Consider the following 16,608-nt stretch of genomic DNA (forward strand, 5'->3'; position numbering starts at 1 on the left):
AGTGAACAAAGTCCAAACACCGACGGATGCCACACCGCTTGCCCGGGCTGCTGCCAAGGTCAAGCGTCACGTATTGCCGCTGTTCGTCATCATGTTTATCGTCAACTACATCGACCGGGTGAACATTGGCTTCGTGCGCAGCCATCTGGAAACCGACCTGGGCATTGGCGCTGCCGCCTACGGCCTGGGTGCCGGGCTGTTCTTCATCGGCTACGCGATATTCGAAGTACCCTCCAATATGTTGCTGCAACGCTACGGCGCTCGTGCCTGGCTGACACGCATCATGTTCACCTGGGGCGCCGCGGCCATGGCCATGGCTTTCGTCCAGGGCGAGACCAGTTTCTACGTGCTGCGCTTTATTCTCGGCGCGGCTGAAGCGGGCTTCTTCCCCGGCATCATTTATTACTTCACTCAATGGCTGCCGGGTGCAGATCGCGGCAAAGCCATGGCCGTGTTTCTCAGCGGCTCGGCGATTGCGTCAGTGATTTCCGGACCGGTGTCAGGCGCGCTACTTAACGTCAACGGGCTGAACCTGCACGGCTGGCAGTGGATGTTCCTCATCGAAGGCTTCGCCTCAATCGCCCTCTGCGGATTTGTCTGGTTCTGGTTGCAGTCGCACCCGAGCGAAGCGAAATGGCTCAGCGACGAAGAGAAGTCCGCACTGATCGGCGCCATCGCCGAGGAACAGCGGGCTCGCGAAGCGACGCAGACCGTCAAGCCGTCGATGTTCAAGTTGCTCGCCGACAAACAGATCGCGCTGTTCTGCTTCATCTATTTCTCCATCGCCCTGACTATCTATGGCGCCACGTTCTGGCTGCCGAGCATGATCAAGAAAATGGGCAATCTGGGCGACTTCCAGGTTGGCCTGTTCAACTCGATCCCGTGGATCATCTCGATCATCGCGATGTACGGTTTCGCCGCCATGGCTGGTAAATGGAAATACCAGCAAGCCTGGGTCGCAGTGACACTGGTAATCGCTTCGTTCGGCATGTTCATGTCCACCATCGGCGGGCCGATCTTCGCCTTCGTTGCGATCTGCTTCGCCGCCATCGGCTTCAAAGCGGCGTCGGCGTTGTTCTGGCCGATCCCTCAGGGTTATCTGGATGCACGAATTGCTGCGGCCGTGATCGCCTTGATCAACTCGATCGGCAACCTCGGCGGCTTTGTTGCGCCAACGGCATTTGGCTTCCTGGAACAGACCACCGGTTCCATCGAAGGCGGCTTGTACGGCTTGGCAATCACCTCGCTGGTCGCCGCCGTGGTGATCTTCTTCGCCCGCACTACGCCCCGTGGCAACGCACCCGGCATTTTGACCGGCAAACCGGTTGAAGTCCCCGTTTCGAAAACCTCCGTAAATCGCCAAGCCTTGAAATCTGGCCCATCGGGAGCAGCCTCTTGAAAATCAAACGAGTCACCGTCACGCCAATCGCCTTTCGGGATCCACCGCTGCTCAACGCCAGCGGTATTCACGAACCCTTTGCCCTGCGCTCGATCATCGAGATCGAAAGCGACAACGGCTATATCGGGCTGGGCGAAAGTTACGGCGATGCTCCGGCGCTGTTGATCCAGCAGCAGTTGCAAAACCAGCTGATCGGCCTCGACCCGTTCAATCTCAACCAACTGCGCAGCATCGTGCAGGCGACTGTCGCAGCCAACAAACCTGCAAGCATCGCCGGCGCGGAACTGGCACCCGGTTCCCACGCCAGCAAAGCGGTCAGCAATGCTTACTCGGCGTTCGAAGTGGCGTTCCTCGATTTGCAGGCGCATTACCTGAACGTGCCATTGGTGGACCTGCTCGGCGGCGCGGTCCGCGACGAAATTCCGTTCAGTGCCTACTTGTTCTTCAAATACGCCGAGCATGTCGATTCGCCCTACAAACCCGACAGCTGGGGCGAGGCGCTGAATGAAGAACAGATCGTTGCCCAGGCGCGGCGCATGATCGAGGCTTACGGCTTCAAGAGCATCAAACTCAAGGCCGGCACGCTGCCGCCGGAACATGAAGTGTCGTGCATCAAGGCGCTGAAAAAAGCCTTCCCCGGTTTGCCGCTGCGTATCGACCCGAATGGCAACTGGTCGCTGGAAACGTCGATTCGCATGGCCGAACTGCTGGGCGATGACTTGCAGTATTACGAAGACCCGACGCCGGGCCTGGAAGGAATGTCCGAACTGCACAAGCGCACCGGCCTGCCGCTGGCGACCAATATGGTGGTCACCGACTTCGACGAATTCCGCCGCAGCGTAGCGCTGAACAGCGTGCAGATCGTGCTGGCCGACCACCATTATTGGGGCGGTCTGCGTGACACTCAGGCACTGGCGAAAATGTGCGACACCTTTGGTCTCGGCGTGTCCATGCATTCCAACTCGCACTTGGGTATCAGCCTGATGGCCATGGCCCACGTCGCGGCCTCGGTGCCGAACCTCGATTACGCCTGCGACACGCATTACCCGTGGCAGGAACCGGACGAAGAAGTGATCAAGGGCGGCAAGCTGCCGATTGTCGATGGCTGCGTGAAAATCACCCGCGCGCCGGGGCTGGGACTGGAGCTGGACCGCGATCAGCTGGGTAAGCTGCACGATCAATACCTCACCTGCGGCATTCGCCAGCGAGACGACGTGAAGCAGATGCAGCGTTACAAGCCGGACTGGAAAGCCGTTAAACCACGTTTCTGATAAACCCTTTTTGTTGGGCCCGGCACGTCCCCTGTGTCGGGCTTTTTTTTGTTTGGTGTCCCACCAAGCATGTGGGACCGGCTTTAGCCGGGAAGAGGCCAGTTCATTCACTGCATTTCGTCGTCAGAAATGCCGCCTTCCCGGATAAATCCGGTCCCACGGGTTTCTCGTCGGTCAGGTATTTCTGCGGTGTTTGATAAGAGAGGACTTGTCCTCGATAAGGCGTTTTGAGACCGATCAAACAGCGCAGAACGCTTCAGGCGAGCTGTTTCTCCAGCTTGATCACGGATTGATCGATAACGGTTCTGGCGAGTTCAACCAGATGCACCACTGGAAACACCAAATGCCGGTCGGGTCCGCTCAAACGGTCGCCACTTTCCTAGGCGGTTGCGGCCGCGCATTGCAGCAGCTCGGATGCGTGGTTCAGGGCGTCTTCGAGGGTTGAAGAACGGGTGAGTGTGAGGTTAGTCATTGTGCAAAATTCCAGCGTCAAGTGGAGCTGCCAGGTCGCTACTAAACGAAGGGTGGCAGCTGTGCGCAGGTTAGTAGACCGGGACGTTGGAACCGGCGCACCCAAGAGTGCCCTGCGCGCAGCAGCCATATAGTTCGGGCTTTGAGAAACGCCCGGTTTAGGTATGGCATTTTGCGTCCAACGGTCTCGGGCTACTAAACCCAATCACTGATTTCTCAGCGACGGGCGCACCTTAATAGCCCAAATCCACAGACGCAAGGGGCCGGAATTATCTCGGAAACTTCACTCAAGAGAAACACGCGCGTCCGACCAGCAATGGGATAAATGCTCGCAAAACGCATGCTAGCGTCGCCGTTGAGACGCACGTCTGTTATAGGGAAAAGTTTGGATGTTCTATATGAAATGGGGGGCAATCTTCTCTGTCGTAATTTTCGTACCCTTCGTCATCTGGTACGCAATGCCCCCCAGAGCCACCCTGCACTTCCCCAAGAGTGGCAGCGCAGAAGTGCGCTATCAATGGAATACGCATGACAGAATTTACCGAAGCACTCTGTTTCCGGGCGAACTAGCGGTCGAGCCTGGCGAGCTGTTTCCCAGGGACGGATTTTTCATGGTCGTAGACTGGTGGGTTAATCGCGGCAGCAGGCAGTGCGTCAAGGTCATCCCTACATGGTACGGCACCGATATCTATCTGGACGCCAACGGCAATCTCGACCAGAGCCCGGAAGGTGGCACGGATTTGGATCGTGTAATGAACTGCACTAACCGCCCTGAAGAAAGCATCACTGGCAGACCTTGTTAAGGTTGGGCCGTTGAAGCGAGGCTTGCCTGCGAATCGATCCTGTTATCGACATCTTTATCGCCTGAATTCACGCCTTCGCGGGCAAGCCTCGCTCCAGCGGCTTCGCACATTCGTCAACGTTAAAAAAGCATAAAGATAGATCGCATTGATATAAGCCGTTATAAGAAACATCGTTATGCTGCCGCCAGAATTTTCTGGCAGTCGCGATTCAATCGTAGGAAGCAGTAATGGATTTTGGTGGTTTGGGGTTAGTGGTCGCAGGCCTGGTGGTGGGATTCATTGTCGGTATGACCGGCGTGGGTGGCGGCTCCCTGATGACTCCGATTCTGCTGTGGTTTGGCATTAACCCTGCCACGGCCGTGGGCACCGATCTGCTGTATGCGGCAATTACCAAATCCGGTGGTGTGTGGGTTCATCGCAGACACCAGAACATCGACTGGTCGATTACCGGCTGGCTAACGCTGGGCAGTGTTCCGGCGGTGTTGCTGACGTTGTGGTTCCTGAGCACATTGCATACCTCCCCGGACGCCATGAATGCCGTTATCAAACAGTCCTTGGGCGTCGTTCTGCTGCTCACCGCACTGGCGGTATTTTTCAAGAAGCGGCTGCTGGCCTTTGCGCACAATCGCGCAGGCGGCCACTACAACCCAAGCGGCCCAAGCCTCAATGCCTTGACGGTCCTGACCGGTTTGATCCTCGGCACCATGGTCGCCCTCACCTCCATCGGTGCCGGCGCCTTGGGCACCGTGGCGCTGTTTATCCTCTACCCGTTCCTGCCCACTCGCCGTCTGGTCGGTACCGAAATCGCCCACGCGGTACCCCTCACGCTGGTCGCGGGCCTGGGTCATGCCAGCATGGGCAACATGGATTGGGGCATCCTCGGCTACTTGCTGATGGGATCGCTGCCGGGGATTTACCTCGGCAGTCACTTGTCCGGCAAGGTTTCTGACGACGTTCTGCGTCCTTGTCTGGCAGCGATGCTGGCGTTCATCGGCTACAAGCTGGTTTTTTAACTGGCTGGCGCTGCGCAGGAACCGGCCTGCGCTAACCGCGCTATGCTCTGCAATGTTCACTCCCCAAGACGCCGCCGGATACACCGATGACCGCAGCTTTCGCCCCATTTCAGGATCTCGCCTCGCTGTTGATACCCCACACCGTGGCCGAGAAAGTCGATGGCTCCCACGATGTTTCGCATCTGCAGCGGGTCTGGAGCAACGTCTGTCTGATCCGCAATGATGAAGGCGGCGATCAGGAAATCCTGCTTGCGGCGACACTGCTGCATGACTGCGTGGCGGTGGAAAAGAATTCGCCGTTTCGCTCCAACGCATCGCGTCTGGCGGCAGCCAAAGCCACGGAGTTGTTGACCGAGATGGGTTGGAGCGAAGAGCGAATCGAAGCGGTTGCCCATGCCGTCGAGGCCCACAGTTTTTCTGCGGCGATTACGCCCACGACCCTTGAAGCCAAAATCCTCCAGGACGCCGACCGTCTCGACGCCATGGGCATGATTGGTGTCGCGCGCATGTTCTATGTTTCGGGCCGAATGGGCGGTGGTTTGTACGACCCGACGGATCCGCACGCGACTCAGCGGCCTTACGATGACAAACGCTTTGCAGTGGACCACTTCAACACCAAGCTTTTTCATCTGGCCGACGGTTTCCAGACTGAAACGGGAGCGCGTCTGGCCAAGGTCCGCCATGAACGAATGCAACGGTTTTTGAACGAGCTGATGCAGGAAGTTGGCGTACCGCTGCCGATTTGAAATTCATCTCATAGAAATTTGACGCCAACTTTAGCGATGTCACAAAGACATCACACAATTGACCTATAACCGACTCTCCGGTATTTCCGTTGAATTGGGCTTGGTCCTCCGTGAAAAAGTTATTGCCTCGTATTTCGCGTCAGCAGTCTTCGACGTCCATCTTGCGCCGTTTCAAAATCACGCAACGCCTGGTGCTGTGTTTCAGCATCACCGCGCTGTTGATGGTCGCGCTTGGGGTGTTTTGTCTGCTGCAAATGCAGGCGATCCGCAATCAGGGGGAAGCGGTGGAAAGCGGCTCGCTGCCCAGCATCGCCATGGCCGATGCCATCGCTATCAACCTGGTCAAACTGCGCGGTGAAACCTCACGACTGATCGCCAACGCCGACGATCCGGGCGCGGTGGTCAGCAGCAAAATCAACGTCGAACAACTCAAGAATGAAGTCGAAAAAGGCTTCACCGAGTACCTCGCGCACGTCAAGGACAGCACCGAGCGCGATTCGCTGGTCGCCCTGCAAGACGCCTACAAAGCCTTCATTCCTGGCCTTTATGACGAAATCGCCCTGATTGAGCAGCGCAAGCTCGACGACGCCCGCATGCTGTCCAACACCATGCTGTCCTTGCAGGGCGACCTGATGGACATGCAAGTGCAATTGCTGCGCGAACTCAACAAACAAAGTGCCGCCGCTGCCGTGGAAAAGGCCAGCAACAGTTTTGAGCAAACCCGCATTATTGCCCTGAGCGCCATCGGCATCGCCCTGGCATTGACCCTGCTGCTGGCCTGGCGTTTGAGCGTCAGCATCATTCGCCCGGTGCGTCAGGCGTTGCAGATCGCCAGCACCATCGCCAGTGGTGATCTGAGCCCGCAAACCATCCCCGAAGGTAAGGACGAAACCGCCCAGTTGCTGACTATGCTCGGCCAGATGCGCGGCAACCTGCATGGCACTATCGAGCAGATTTACGCAGCGGCGACGCAACTTTCCCAGTCGGTACAGGAAATGAGCACCATCTCCGAAGCCAGCGCGGAAAACCTGCGGCTGCAAAATTCGGAAATCGAGCAAGCGGCGGTAGCCGTCAATCAGATGAGCCAGGCGGCTGTCGAAGTGGCAGGCAATGCCAGCAATACCGCGACTGAATCCCTGGCCTCCAGCGACGCAGCAGCCAAAGGCCAGCTGCGCCTTTCGGACACCATCGTTTCGATCAAGCAATTGACGGGCAACGTGCTGGAAACCTCGCATCAGGCCGAAGGCCTGGCTGAACGCACGCTGAGCATCAGCAAGATTCTCGACGTGATCCGCGCCATCGCCAACCAGACCAACCTGTTGGCACTCAACGCGGCGATTGAAGCGGCGCGGGCCGGGGAAGCCGGGCGCGGATTCGCCGTGGTCGCCGATGAAGTGCGCTCATTGGCGCAGCGCACCAGTGCTTCCACCACCGAGATCGAAGGGTTGATCACCGGCGTGCAGCAGAGTACCCAGGAAACCGCCAGCGCCCTGCGCCTGACTGCAAACCAGGCAAACCTGACGCTTGAACAGGCGGCCGCCACGGGTGAGGCATTGACGGTCATCATCAGTTCGACCTCGACCATCAACGACCGCAATCTGTTGATTGCCAGCGCCGCCGAGCAGCAGGCTCAGGTGGCCGGCGAAGTCGATCGCAACCTGAGCAGCATTCGCGACCTGTCCAACCAATCCGCATCCGGCGCCCAGCAAACCACCATGGCCAGCAATGCCTTGTCGATGCTGGCGACCGACCTCAAGGCCATGGTTCAGCGCTTCGTTCTCTGAACGGCAGCAAATTTATTCCAGCAATGCCATTCCTTGATGATGGCAATGTGTTTCATTATTGAAACAGCCCGGTCTCGGGACACATTGCCACTAAGGATATGAGCATGCACAAAGCCGCTGTATGGACTGCAACCCTCGCCGCACTGACGTTGAGCACCGTCGCCCAGGCTGACGTCCACATAAAGCTCGGCAGCCGGGAACGGGTTTCGCAACTCTTCGCTTACCCCAACAATTGCAGCGTCATCTGCTTCCGAGACTGGACGCTGGAGCAGACTGCGGAGCATTACCTGACCCAAAGCGTCCAGCGCGACGGTTATACCGGTGGCGTCAGCGTGAAAAGTGACAACGACGTGCTCTACGCCGATATCAGTGGCGTGCCTGACGGGTACGGCAAACCGTTGACAGCACTGCTCGACGCGGGCGAGCTGGCCATCAGCGGCGCGAAGAAGCTCAATCTCGACCACAAATGGCAATACAACTGGTACCTCTTCCTGCCATTGGGCATGGCCCTGGAAAACCGCAAGAGCGTCGAGTTACTGCACTTTCCGCCGGACACTTCGCTGACGCTGGCTCAGGACTATCTGGTCTCGGCCACCACTGATCGCTGGGCCACGCTACTGACACTCAACGGAATTCCTGCCGCTCAGACGCCGGGCTATCAGACGATCATCGACATCGCCCCGATTGCCGCTCCCGCCAATGCCGGTAATTCGCTGGAAGAGGTTTACAGCTATTTCCAGAATTACCAGACCACCATGGTCAAGGAGCTCAGTCAGAACGCCAAAGGCAGCTCCTTGCCGATGGTGGCGTTTGGCGCTCCCGTGAGGAAATGGATCAACCAACAATATGGTGCCAATGTGCCCGTGCTGGGCCTGGCGACTATCAGTCCGAGCGCCGGACAAAAAGTCGCGGTGCTGGGATCCAACCACCCAAGCTATATCTGGTACGCGGATAACAAGGCGAACTATGGCGGCGACCAGGCCAAGGCCGACGCGGCAGGCCTTGCGGTAATGGGACAGGATTTGAGCGCAGCCTGCTGGCAAGCGGCGATGGGGCAGACACCTGGCGCGGATCCAGCAACTACGCTGAGCGCATGCATGCAGAAATGGCAGGTGACCGACAAGGTGCAGACGTGTGAGCTGTTCTATACCGCCGAACGCGACCTGACCGCAGAACAAGCTGCTGCCAAATGCAGCACGGGCGAGGTAACGCGCTCACTGCAGCAGTTGCAGAAACCGCTGACCGTTCCGGCCAGCCATCCGTATCTGTAACATCGCTGGAGCGAGCGCTCGGGGTTAGACCCCCTGCGGTCGCAACCGGTACTGCGGCGGCAACTGCTCCGGACCGCTGATGGTCGCGTTCAAGCTCTTGAAGCGACCATCCTTGATGCCATAGATGCAGCCGTGAATGGACAGGCTCTGCCCGCGATGCCAGGCGTTCTGCACAATGCTGGTGTGGCCGACGTTCGCCACTTGCTGAATGACGTTGAGCTCGCACAAGCGGTCGACCCGTTCTTCCTCGGTCGGCAGCTTCGCGAGGGCATCGCGGTTCTCGTAATACAGATCACGAATCGAGCGTAACCAGCCATCGATCAGGCCCAGTTGACGGTCCTGCATCGATGCGCGCACGCCGCCACAACCGTAGTGGCCGGTGACCAGAATGTATTTGACCTTGAGCACGTCGACTGCGTACTGGATCACGGACAGGCAATTGAGATCGGTGTGCAGCACGACGTTGGCAACGTTGCGGTGCACAAACAAGTCACCGGGCAACATGCCCACGATTTCGTTGGCCGGGACACGCGCATCCGAGCAACCGATCCAAAGGTATTCCGGGGTTTGCTGCCGTGCCAGCTTGGCGAAAAACTCAGGATCTTCCTTGGTGATCGCATCAGCCCAACGTTCGTTGTTGTCGATCAGCTCTTGTAGCTCGTTCATGCTTGTACGCCTCGAAGATGTGCCCAGCGTTTGACTAGGCCTCGGCGACCCAGGTCACGCTTATTTGCCACTACTCGCCCGGAGGAACAAAAAGGAATCTTCAGAGTGGTGGCCGGTCCACCTATTAAGGACCCAAATAACGAGGATTCGCCATGACTGATTCACGCCGTCCCTTCGATGCCACCCAGCCCGAGCCTATCGATGACAACGAAGACCGTATGGGCTCAATGGAAGAACTGGACTTTGACGAGGAAGAACCGAGCGCACGCATCGGCGATCTGATGCCCGAGGACGAGCTGGCGCATGAACTTCCTGAGAAGCGAGTTCGCGAAGCCGGCCTGACTGGCGCATCGACTCCCGATCACCATTCCACCGACGATGACCTTGACCCGGAAATGTTGATCCGTGAAGACGGCGCTCGTTCTGCCAGAGAAGAAGGCGAAGACAACCCGGCGGACTTCGAACTGAGCGTGGTCGATGAAGACGATATCGGCGGTGGTGACGGGCTGGATGAAGCGGAGCTGGGTCGTCTTGATCCGTTGGATGGCAAGCCGGAGAAGTGAACTGGATGCAGCGAACGAAATGGCCTCTTCCCGGATACATCCGGTAGGACCGGACTTGTCCGGGAAGGCGTCGGCCCAGGCAACTAAGGTGTGGCAGGCGAAATGATGTCGGCTCATCCGACGTTATCGGGGACAAGTCCCCTCCTACCGGATTTTCGTTGCACCTACATTGATTTACTCAAACAACGTACAGGCCATCACCAGCGCATCTTCGCGCCCGCCAACGGCCGGGTAGTAATCCCGACGCCGGCCAATCTCGTTGAAGCCAAATCGCTCATACAAGCGATACGCCGAGCGGTTGCTGTCGCGAAGTTCGAGGAAGCATTCCCGGGCATTGAGCGCATAAGCCCGGGACATCAGCTGTTCAAGCAAGCGCAGCCCCAAACCTCGGCCCTGGCTTTCCGGCTTGACAGTGATATTAAGCAGATGCGCCTCGTCGATGATGACTTGCACAACGCCATGTCCGACTTGCTGGGCACCTTCAAACATCAGCCAGATTTCATAGGACTTGAGCCCATCGAGGAAGATGCCCCGCGTCCAGGGATGGCTGAAGGCGGCGTACTCAATCTTCAATACGGCGTCGAGATCCGCCTCGGTCATCGGGCGGAAGGTTACTGCGTCACTCATCTATCGGTTTCCAGCGCGCCATTAGCCGACGCATGGCTTGCCAGACATCCGCCTTGCGTTGAGGCTCGTCCATCAGTAATTCCAGACCCGGCAAAGCCCAGGCTGAACCCAGGCCATCGACCTGCAGTTCATGGTTATAGGATTGCGCATTGGCTTCCCCGGCAAAACGCACCGAAGGCAGGCCAATCAACCACAGGCAGGCGCAGGGTTCGTCTTCGAGACGTGCTGACACGAAACCTTGCACGAAATCACGCGCCGCTTCCGGGCCCTGGTCCAGATTGCCCCTGACCAGCAGCGGCCATCGCACCGGCTCGCCAATGATTTGCGGGCTGTCCGGCAAACCGGCGGCACGCAGCATGTCTTTTAGTAACAAATAAGATGGATCACGGCTCTGGAACGCCTGGCCTGTGGGCAACTCCACCAACAGCAGGCAACGCCCGGCACGCAACAGTTGCAGCGCAAAGCGCGGTGGTGGCACGACAGGCGCTTTGACCGGCGCAGGCGCTGCGGTTTCGACAACGGCAGCAGGTGCGCGGGTGCTGGCCAGTGACGGACGCGGCACTTCGACTTTCGGCCGTTCGACCGGACGCGGCGGCGCTACGGAGGGCGCGGCAACCGCTGCGCGCTCGGCAGTCTGCGTGATGGCAGCGACCGGCGCGTCTTCGACCGCGAGCAGCGGTTCAAGCAGCTCAGTGCGTGACGGTGCAGCAAAAGGCAATTCAGTGCGCGGCAGCCAATTGACCACCTGCATGGCGGTCATATAAGCGCGGCGGCGGGACTCGTTTAGCAAAGGTCAGCCACCTGTGGATAAGTTAAGGAGGCGATTCTACCGCCCTTCGCCGATTCCCGCCGCAGTTGATCGTCCGGAGGTGAAATGTTGAGCAGCCGATGCAGTACAATCGCTGCTTTTATTTGCCAACCACCGGCCAACCAATGATCGAACCTAAGCGCGTCTTGCGCGCCCTTGCCGAACACTGGGCGCTTCTTGAGCCATTGTGCGAACACTTCGACCAAGGCACCTTGAGCCTGAGCGATTTGCGCCTGCAACTGGCCGCACAACAAATGGACAGCACGCCGCAGGACATCACCAACCTGCTGGATGTGTGGATTCGTCTGGATATCCTGGTCCCCGTGGCCAAAAGCCCCAATCGGTTCGAACTCAACGCGCAGATCCACGACTTCCTGTCCTATCTGCGTCGCGAGCACCGCTTGGGCCTGTGCCTGGAAATCGAAGCCTACTTGCGCCATCTGGAGCGTCTGGCCGGTTACATCCAGGACGCCTTTGATATCCGCGACGCCGATGACCTCGCCCGCCAATTGCGGCTGCTGGACATGCGCGTGCGGGACGTCCTGAAGAAACTCGCCAATGACGAACAGGCGCTAGTGGCCGTTGCCGATCGGGCCAAGACCAGCGACCGGCAGATCCCCCTGCGACAACGCTATGCCGAAGTGCTGGCGACCTGGGACGAATACATCGAACCGATGATTCAACTGGTGAATGCCGACGGCGCTTTCGAGCAAGGCGTGCGCAAGGTCGAAAACGTCCTGTTGCGCATGCTCACCGAACAGCAGCGCCTCGGCCATCTGGTGGACGACGACATGCTGCTGCGCACCCACGCGCGCATCCTCGAAATGCAGACCAGCGCCCAGCTGACCTTGCGTCACGCTCGGGAACTGCTGCTGCCCTTGCGCGAAGAAGCCCGTCGACACAACGCCGTGACGCGCGGGGCGGCGCTGGCGCTGTCGGCGATCCGGCGTAAAGGCCTGGACGCCGTGCCGCAAGCGGCGATGCCGATGTTCACTCGTCCGCAAAGCACCTTTCTCGGCAGCGCGAGTCAGGTCGAGGCATATGTCTATGCGCTGGCGCGCTTCGAACCCAAGCCCGCCAAATTCCCCAAGGCCAACGCCAAGCGCAAGGGCGAACCGCCGCAAGCGCCGCGCACGGTCAAGGAAATGCTGGAGCGTTGCGAAGACGCCCTGCCGCTGCCGGACCTGATGGTCTGGCTGCTGGAACAGGAGCCGGACGGCGCTACCGATGAATTGCTGTATTGGTTCTCGCGTCTGTCGCGGGACAAACGCTTCGCTCGTGAACGCCTCGAACGACGCGATTATTTCACTCAGGAGCATCAGGTCAGCCTGAGCTCTTTTGCCCTGCTCTCCAGCCGTGATGAGCAGCCAGGGAATCCAGTCAATGCATCTTGATCTCTCCGAAATGTCCCAGCTGGCTCCGATCTTTCGCGAGCTGTTCAAGGGTTATCACATCAGCCGCCGCGACCCGGAGCTGTATGCGCAACTGTCCAACGCTCAGGATCAGTACCGAACGCTGTTCAAGGCCTTGGGTTTCGAGCTGGTGTGCGACACCCGTGGCTTTTATTACTTCGTCCCGGACCTGGCTGCCGCGCAGGTCAACAAGACCGCGCAACGCCTGGCGCTGTTCACCTTCATCCTCGTCGAGCATCTGGCCGATCAGGGTCGTGATCCGGTCGCCGTACTCGACGGCGGCAGCCTGGGCCGTGATGAACTGCCTTCGCTGCTGGAAAAATACCGCGACCTGTTTATCCAGGCCGAAGTCCAGACCCCGGACGAGCTGGAAGAAAAGATCATGCGCCGCATGACTCAACTGGGTTTCGCCAGCGAGGACAACGGCATTTACCGTTTCCTGCCGCCCATGCACCGTTTTCTGGATGTTTGTCTGTCGGTGCAGCAGGATCGCGATCTGGCGGCCAGCCTCCACAGCGTATTGCCCTTGCCGACGCCCGTGCTCATCGATGACGACAGCGACGAAAAACTGCTGGAGACCGATGACCCACTGGATCTGGCCGAGTTCGACGAATCATCGGAAACCGAAGAACAAGCCTTGGCCCGGGCTATCGCTGACGAGCAACAGGAGATAGACGCATGAGCCAGGAACGCTACGGCATCCGCCGCTTTGCCCTGCTGAACACTGCCGGTTACAGCCTCGGGCTGTTTCCGCTGGAACACCCGCTGTCGGTGTATGGCGCGAATAACCTCGGTAAAAGCGCCTCGATCAACGCCCTGCAATTCCCGATTCTGGCACGCATGTCAGACATGAGTTTCGGCAAATACACGCTGGAACAATCACGCCGTTTCTACTTTGCGTCGGACACCAGTTACATTCTGGTCGAAGTGTCGCTGCCCCATGGCCCACACGTGATCGGTGTGGTCGGCCGCGGTCCAGGCGGCGGTTTCGGTCACCAGTTCTTCGCCTATGCGGGCGAGCTTGATCTGGGCCACTACCAGAAGAACGACACTTGCCTGCGTCAGAAAGAGCTGTTCAGCAATCTGGAAAGTCAGGGGCTGAAGGCTTACGAGCTCAAGCCTGATGAGTTGCGGCGCTTGCTGGTTGGCGGACACACTTCGATTCCGCTGGACCTGACGTTGATTCCGCTGCGCTCCACCAGCGAACAGAGCCTGAAGACCTTCCGCGCGCTGTTCATCAACTTGCTGCACATGCGGGAAATCACCGCAGCCAAGCTCAAGCAATTGTTTCTCGATGCATTCGAGCACAGCCTGCGTTCCGGTAGCGTCGATTACATCGCCGCGTGCGAAGAAGCCTTCCGCGATGTACGCCGCATGGAGCAGGACTACAACTCTCTGGTCCTCGCCGGTCCGCTGGTAGAAGCTCTGGCGGCGGGCGTGAAACAACGCGACCTGCTGCGCGGCAAGCTGCATCGCCTGTCTCCGCTGCTGGATTCCCTGCTCGGCACCTGGATGGATTACTCCGGTGCCCGCAAGGAAGAACTGGTTATTCAGGCCGAACATTATCGCGGCCAGCAGGATGTACTGCAGAACGATCAGCGTGGCGGCACTCAGGAGCTGATGCGCCTGGAACGTGAAATCAGCGGCATTCAGCGTTGGGTTGGCGAACTCGCGGTGCTCAAGAATCGTTTTGCGCTGGTGGATGACGCCAAGGTTCTTGAACAGCAATTGCTGGCAGCGAAAGACGCCCATGATGAATTGGCAGGTGCCCTGGCGCAGTCCCGGCAATTCAGTGCGGAAGACCTCGACGAACGTTTGCGGGATCTGGAAAAACGCCTGAAGTCGGTGAAGCAGCAACTCGATCATGCCGACAACAACAGCTATGCCCGATTGCGCGAAGAGTTTTCCCAGCCGGACGTCGAGCGCCTGATGCGCCTATTCAACAGTGCCCTGTTCAGCTTGCCACTGGGTGAGCAAGGGATTGCGCTGGACGATGGCGATGCCTGGGTCAAATCCCTGGAACTGATCCTCGATAGCTTCAAAGGCGAGCAATTCCAGGTGCCGGGTCTGACGATCAATCTGTCGAACATCGAACCACCGGCACTTCAGGCTCTGGCCGACCGCGCGGCATTGCGCGATCAAAAAGAACGTCTTGAAAAAGAACTCAAGCAACTCAAGACTCAGCAAGCCGTTGCGGCTGACCGCTCGGCCAGCAAGACGCAAACCGAGGCTTTGTATCAACAAGTGCTGGATGCACAGAAAGCGCTGGAAGACTTCCGCCGTTGCCAGACCCTGAGCGCGGAAGAGTCCGACAAACTGGAACAGCTGGCCCAGATGGAGGCGGCGCAGGACGAGTTGAAACGCTCCAGCGATGCCTTCACCGAACGCGTCCAGCAACTTTCGGCCAAGCTGCAACTGATCGCACGGCAGATCGGTGACCTTGAGTCCAAACAACGCACACTGGATGACGCACTGCGTCGTCGTCAGCTGCTACCAGCCGACCTGCCGTTTGGCACGCCGTTCATGGATCCGGTGGATGATTCGCTGGAGAACTTGCTGCCGCTGCTTAACGACTACCAGGATAGCTGGCAGGGATTGCTGCGCAGCGATGGCCAGATCGAAGCGCTGTATGCGCAAGTTCGTCTCAAAGGCGTGGCCAAGTTCGACAGCGAAGATGATGTAGAGCGTCGCTTGCAGTTGCTGATCAACGCTTACGCACACCGTACCGACGAGGCGCTCACCTTGGGCAAGGCGCGTCGTGCTGCTGTGACAGACATCGCGCGGACCCTGCGCAACATCCGCAGCGACTACGACAGCCTTGAGCATCAACTGGCGCTATTCAACCGCGAGATCAACAAGCGTCAGGTTTCCAACCTTGAGAGCTTCCGCATCGTGCTCGCGCCGAACAAAGAAGCACTCAAGCATATCGACCAGATCATCCACAGTGCCGGCCAATATGAAGAAGGCGAAACTCTATCGGTCTTCGACTTGAGCCAAAGTGCCGAGCAGGACAACAAGAACGAAGAGGCCAAGGAATACCTGGCACGTCTGGTGGCGGCGAATCATAACCAGCTGGGCTTGAAGGATTTGTTCGAGCTGGCGTTTGAGATCACCAAGGTTAACGGTCAGCCGATCATCCACACCGACATCGACGGTGCAGCCTCCAACGGCACCACGATGACCATCAAGGCTCTCACCAACATGTACCTGTTGCTGCACTTGATGGATCGCGATCAGGCTGGACGCATTCGCTTGCCCTATTACCTGGATGAAGCGGCTGACATCGACGAGAAGAATCAGGCGGCACTCCTCGAAACAAGCCTGCAGCTTGGCTTTGTGCCAATCCTGGCCAGCGTGAAGCCTCAAGTCTCGGCCCATGTCGCCATCGACCTTGAAGGCGGCAGCGGGCCTAACGGCATCTACATCGACGAGGCCGACTGGAAATACATTCGTCGTCGTGACGATGTGAAGGCAATAGTGGTTGAAGAAGTTGCTGAGGAAGTTGCTGAATAACTGTTCAATGCAGTAACGGAAGGCCGCATGTGGATGCGGCCTTTTTTATTGGTTGCAACTAAGTGCACTGTGTACTGGCTAGAAAGAGATTTCCGAGCGGACAAACAAAACCCCCGAACGCGTAAGCGATCAGGGGTTCTGGAATTCAATCTTGACGATGACCTACTCTCACATGGGGAAACCCCACACTACCATCGGCGATGCATCGTTTCACTGCTGAGTTCGGGATGGGATCAGGTGGTTCCAATGCTCTATGGTCGT

At 58.4% G+C, this 16,608-nt stretch carries 14 protein-coding genes and 1 rRNA gene; 11 read left to right on the plus strand and 4 right to left on the minus strand.

The window, feature by feature from the left end; genetic code table 11:
- Position 1 precedes the first annotated feature (1 nt).
- From ACP7E4_RS24940 to ACP7E4_RS24970, 7 genes are all read left to right on the plus strand, one after another.
- Positions 2 to 1,399 carry an MFS transporter gene (locus ACP7E4_RS24940; RefSeq protein WP_426118349.1) on the plus strand — a complete coding sequence of 466 codons (1,398 nt, stop codon included), beginning with the start codon at positions 2 to 4 and terminating at the stop codon, positions 1,397 to 1,399.
- A complete protein-coding gene (locus ACP7E4_RS24945; RefSeq protein ID WP_426118351.1) occupies positions 1,396 to 2,670 on the plus strand; it encodes a glucarate dehydratase family protein in 1,275 nt (424 codons plus the stop codon). Before ACP7E4_RS24940 ends, ACP7E4_RS24945 begins: the two co-directional genes overlap by 4 nt.
- A gap of 860 nt (positions 2,671 to 3,530) precedes the next feature.
- Positions 3,531 to 3,944: a hypothetical protein gene (locus ACP7E4_RS24950; protein WP_426118353.1), complete on the plus strand. Its 414-nt coding sequence runs from the start codon at positions 3,531 to 3,533 to the stop codon at positions 3,942 to 3,944.
- 227 nt (positions 3,945 to 4,171) lie between these two features.
- Positions 4,172 to 4,957 (plus strand): sulfite exporter TauE/SafE family protein, encoded by a 786-nt coding sequence (locus ACP7E4_RS24955; RefSeq protein ID WP_426118355.1) that lies wholly within the window; start codon positions 4,172 to 4,174, stop codon positions 4,955 to 4,957.
- Between the two features lie 86 nt (positions 4,958 to 5,043).
- Positions 5,044 to 5,703: an HD domain-containing protein gene (locus tag ACP7E4_RS24960; protein ID WP_426118356.1), complete on the plus strand. Its 660-nt coding sequence runs from the start codon at positions 5,044 to 5,046 to the stop codon at positions 5,701 to 5,703.
- A gap of 158 nt (positions 5,704 to 5,861) precedes the next feature.
- Positions 5,862 to 7,487, plus strand: a complete 1,626-nt coding sequence (locus tag ACP7E4_RS24965) for a methyl-accepting chemotaxis protein (RefSeq protein WP_426118376.1) — start codon at positions 5,862 to 5,864, stop codon at positions 7,485 to 7,487.
- Between the two features lie 104 nt (positions 7,488 to 7,591).
- Positions 7,592 to 8,758, plus strand: coding sequence for a hypothetical protein (locus ACP7E4_RS24970; protein WP_426118358.1), 1,167 nt, complete (start codon positions 7,592 to 7,594; stop codon positions 8,756 to 8,758).
- Between the two features lie 24 nt (positions 8,759 to 8,782).
- On the opposite strand, the gene can is transcribed toward ACP7E4_RS24970, so the two are convergent.
- On the minus strand, positions 8,783 to 9,424 hold the full coding sequence (gene can, locus ACP7E4_RS24975) for a carbonate dehydratase (protein WP_426118360.1): 642 nt from the start codon (positions 9,422 to 9,424) through the stop codon (positions 8,783 to 8,785).
- A 152-nt stretch (positions 9,425 to 9,576) separates the two neighbouring features.
- On the opposite strand from can, the gene ACP7E4_RS24980 reads away from it, so the two are divergent.
- On the plus strand, positions 9,577 to 9,987 hold the full coding sequence (locus tag ACP7E4_RS24980) for a serine kinase/phosphatase (protein ID WP_426118362.1): 411 nt from the start codon (positions 9,577 to 9,579) through the stop codon (positions 9,985 to 9,987).
- A gap of 174 nt (positions 9,988 to 10,161) precedes the next feature.
- On the opposite strand, the gene rimI is transcribed toward ACP7E4_RS24980, so the two are convergent.
- Both rimI and ACP7E4_RS24990 read right to left on the minus strand, forming a co-directional pair.
- Positions 10,162 to 10,614: a ribosomal protein S18-alanine N-acetyltransferase gene (rimI, locus tag ACP7E4_RS24985; protein WP_426118364.1), complete on the minus strand. Its 453-nt coding sequence runs from the start codon at positions 10,612 to 10,614 to the stop codon at positions 10,162 to 10,164.
- The gene (locus tag ACP7E4_RS24990) at positions 10,607 to 11,404 is read right to left on the minus strand and encodes an energy transducer TonB (RefSeq protein WP_426118366.1); all 798 of its coding nucleotides are present in this window, start codon (positions 11,402 to 11,404) and stop codon (positions 10,607 to 10,609) included. Before ACP7E4_RS24990 ends, rimI begins: the two co-directional genes overlap by 8 nt.
- A gap of 143 nt (positions 11,405 to 11,547) precedes the next feature.
- On the opposite strand from ACP7E4_RS24990, the gene mksB reads away from it, so the two are divergent.
- The 3 genes from mksB to mksF are packed head-to-tail and all read left to right on the plus strand — an operon-like array spanning position 11,548 to position 16,347.
- Positions 11,548 to 12,816 carry an Mks condensin complex protein MksB gene (mksB, locus tag ACP7E4_RS24995; RefSeq protein WP_426118368.1) on the plus strand — a complete coding sequence of 423 codons (1,269 nt, stop codon included), beginning with the start codon at positions 11,548 to 11,550 and terminating at the stop codon, positions 12,814 to 12,816.
- On the plus strand, positions 12,806 to 13,516 hold the full coding sequence (mksE, locus tag ACP7E4_RS25000; protein ID WP_426118370.1) for an Mks condensin complex protein MksE: 711 nt from the start codon (positions 12,806 to 12,808) through the stop codon (positions 13,514 to 13,516). Before mksB ends, mksE begins: the two co-directional genes overlap by 11 nt.
- Positions 13,513 to 16,347 carry an Mks condensin complex protein MksF gene (gene mksF, locus ACP7E4_RS25005; RefSeq protein WP_426118372.1) on the plus strand — a complete coding sequence of 945 codons (2,835 nt, stop codon included), beginning with the start codon at positions 13,513 to 13,515 and terminating at the stop codon, positions 16,345 to 16,347. The genes mksE and mksF overlap by 4 nt, the downstream gene beginning before the upstream one ends.
- A 149-nt stretch (positions 16,348 to 16,496) precedes the next feature.
- On the opposite strand, the gene rrf is transcribed toward mksF, so the two are convergent.
- Positions 16,497 to 16,608 (minus strand): 5S ribosomal RNA (gene rrf / locus ACP7E4_RS25010); the annotation flags it as partial.

The sequence above is a fragment of the Pseudomonas sp. DSP3-2-3 genome (assembly GCF_049898225.1).
Lineage (GTDB): Bacteria > Pseudomonadota > Gammaproteobacteria > Pseudomonadales > Pseudomonadaceae > Aquipseudomonas.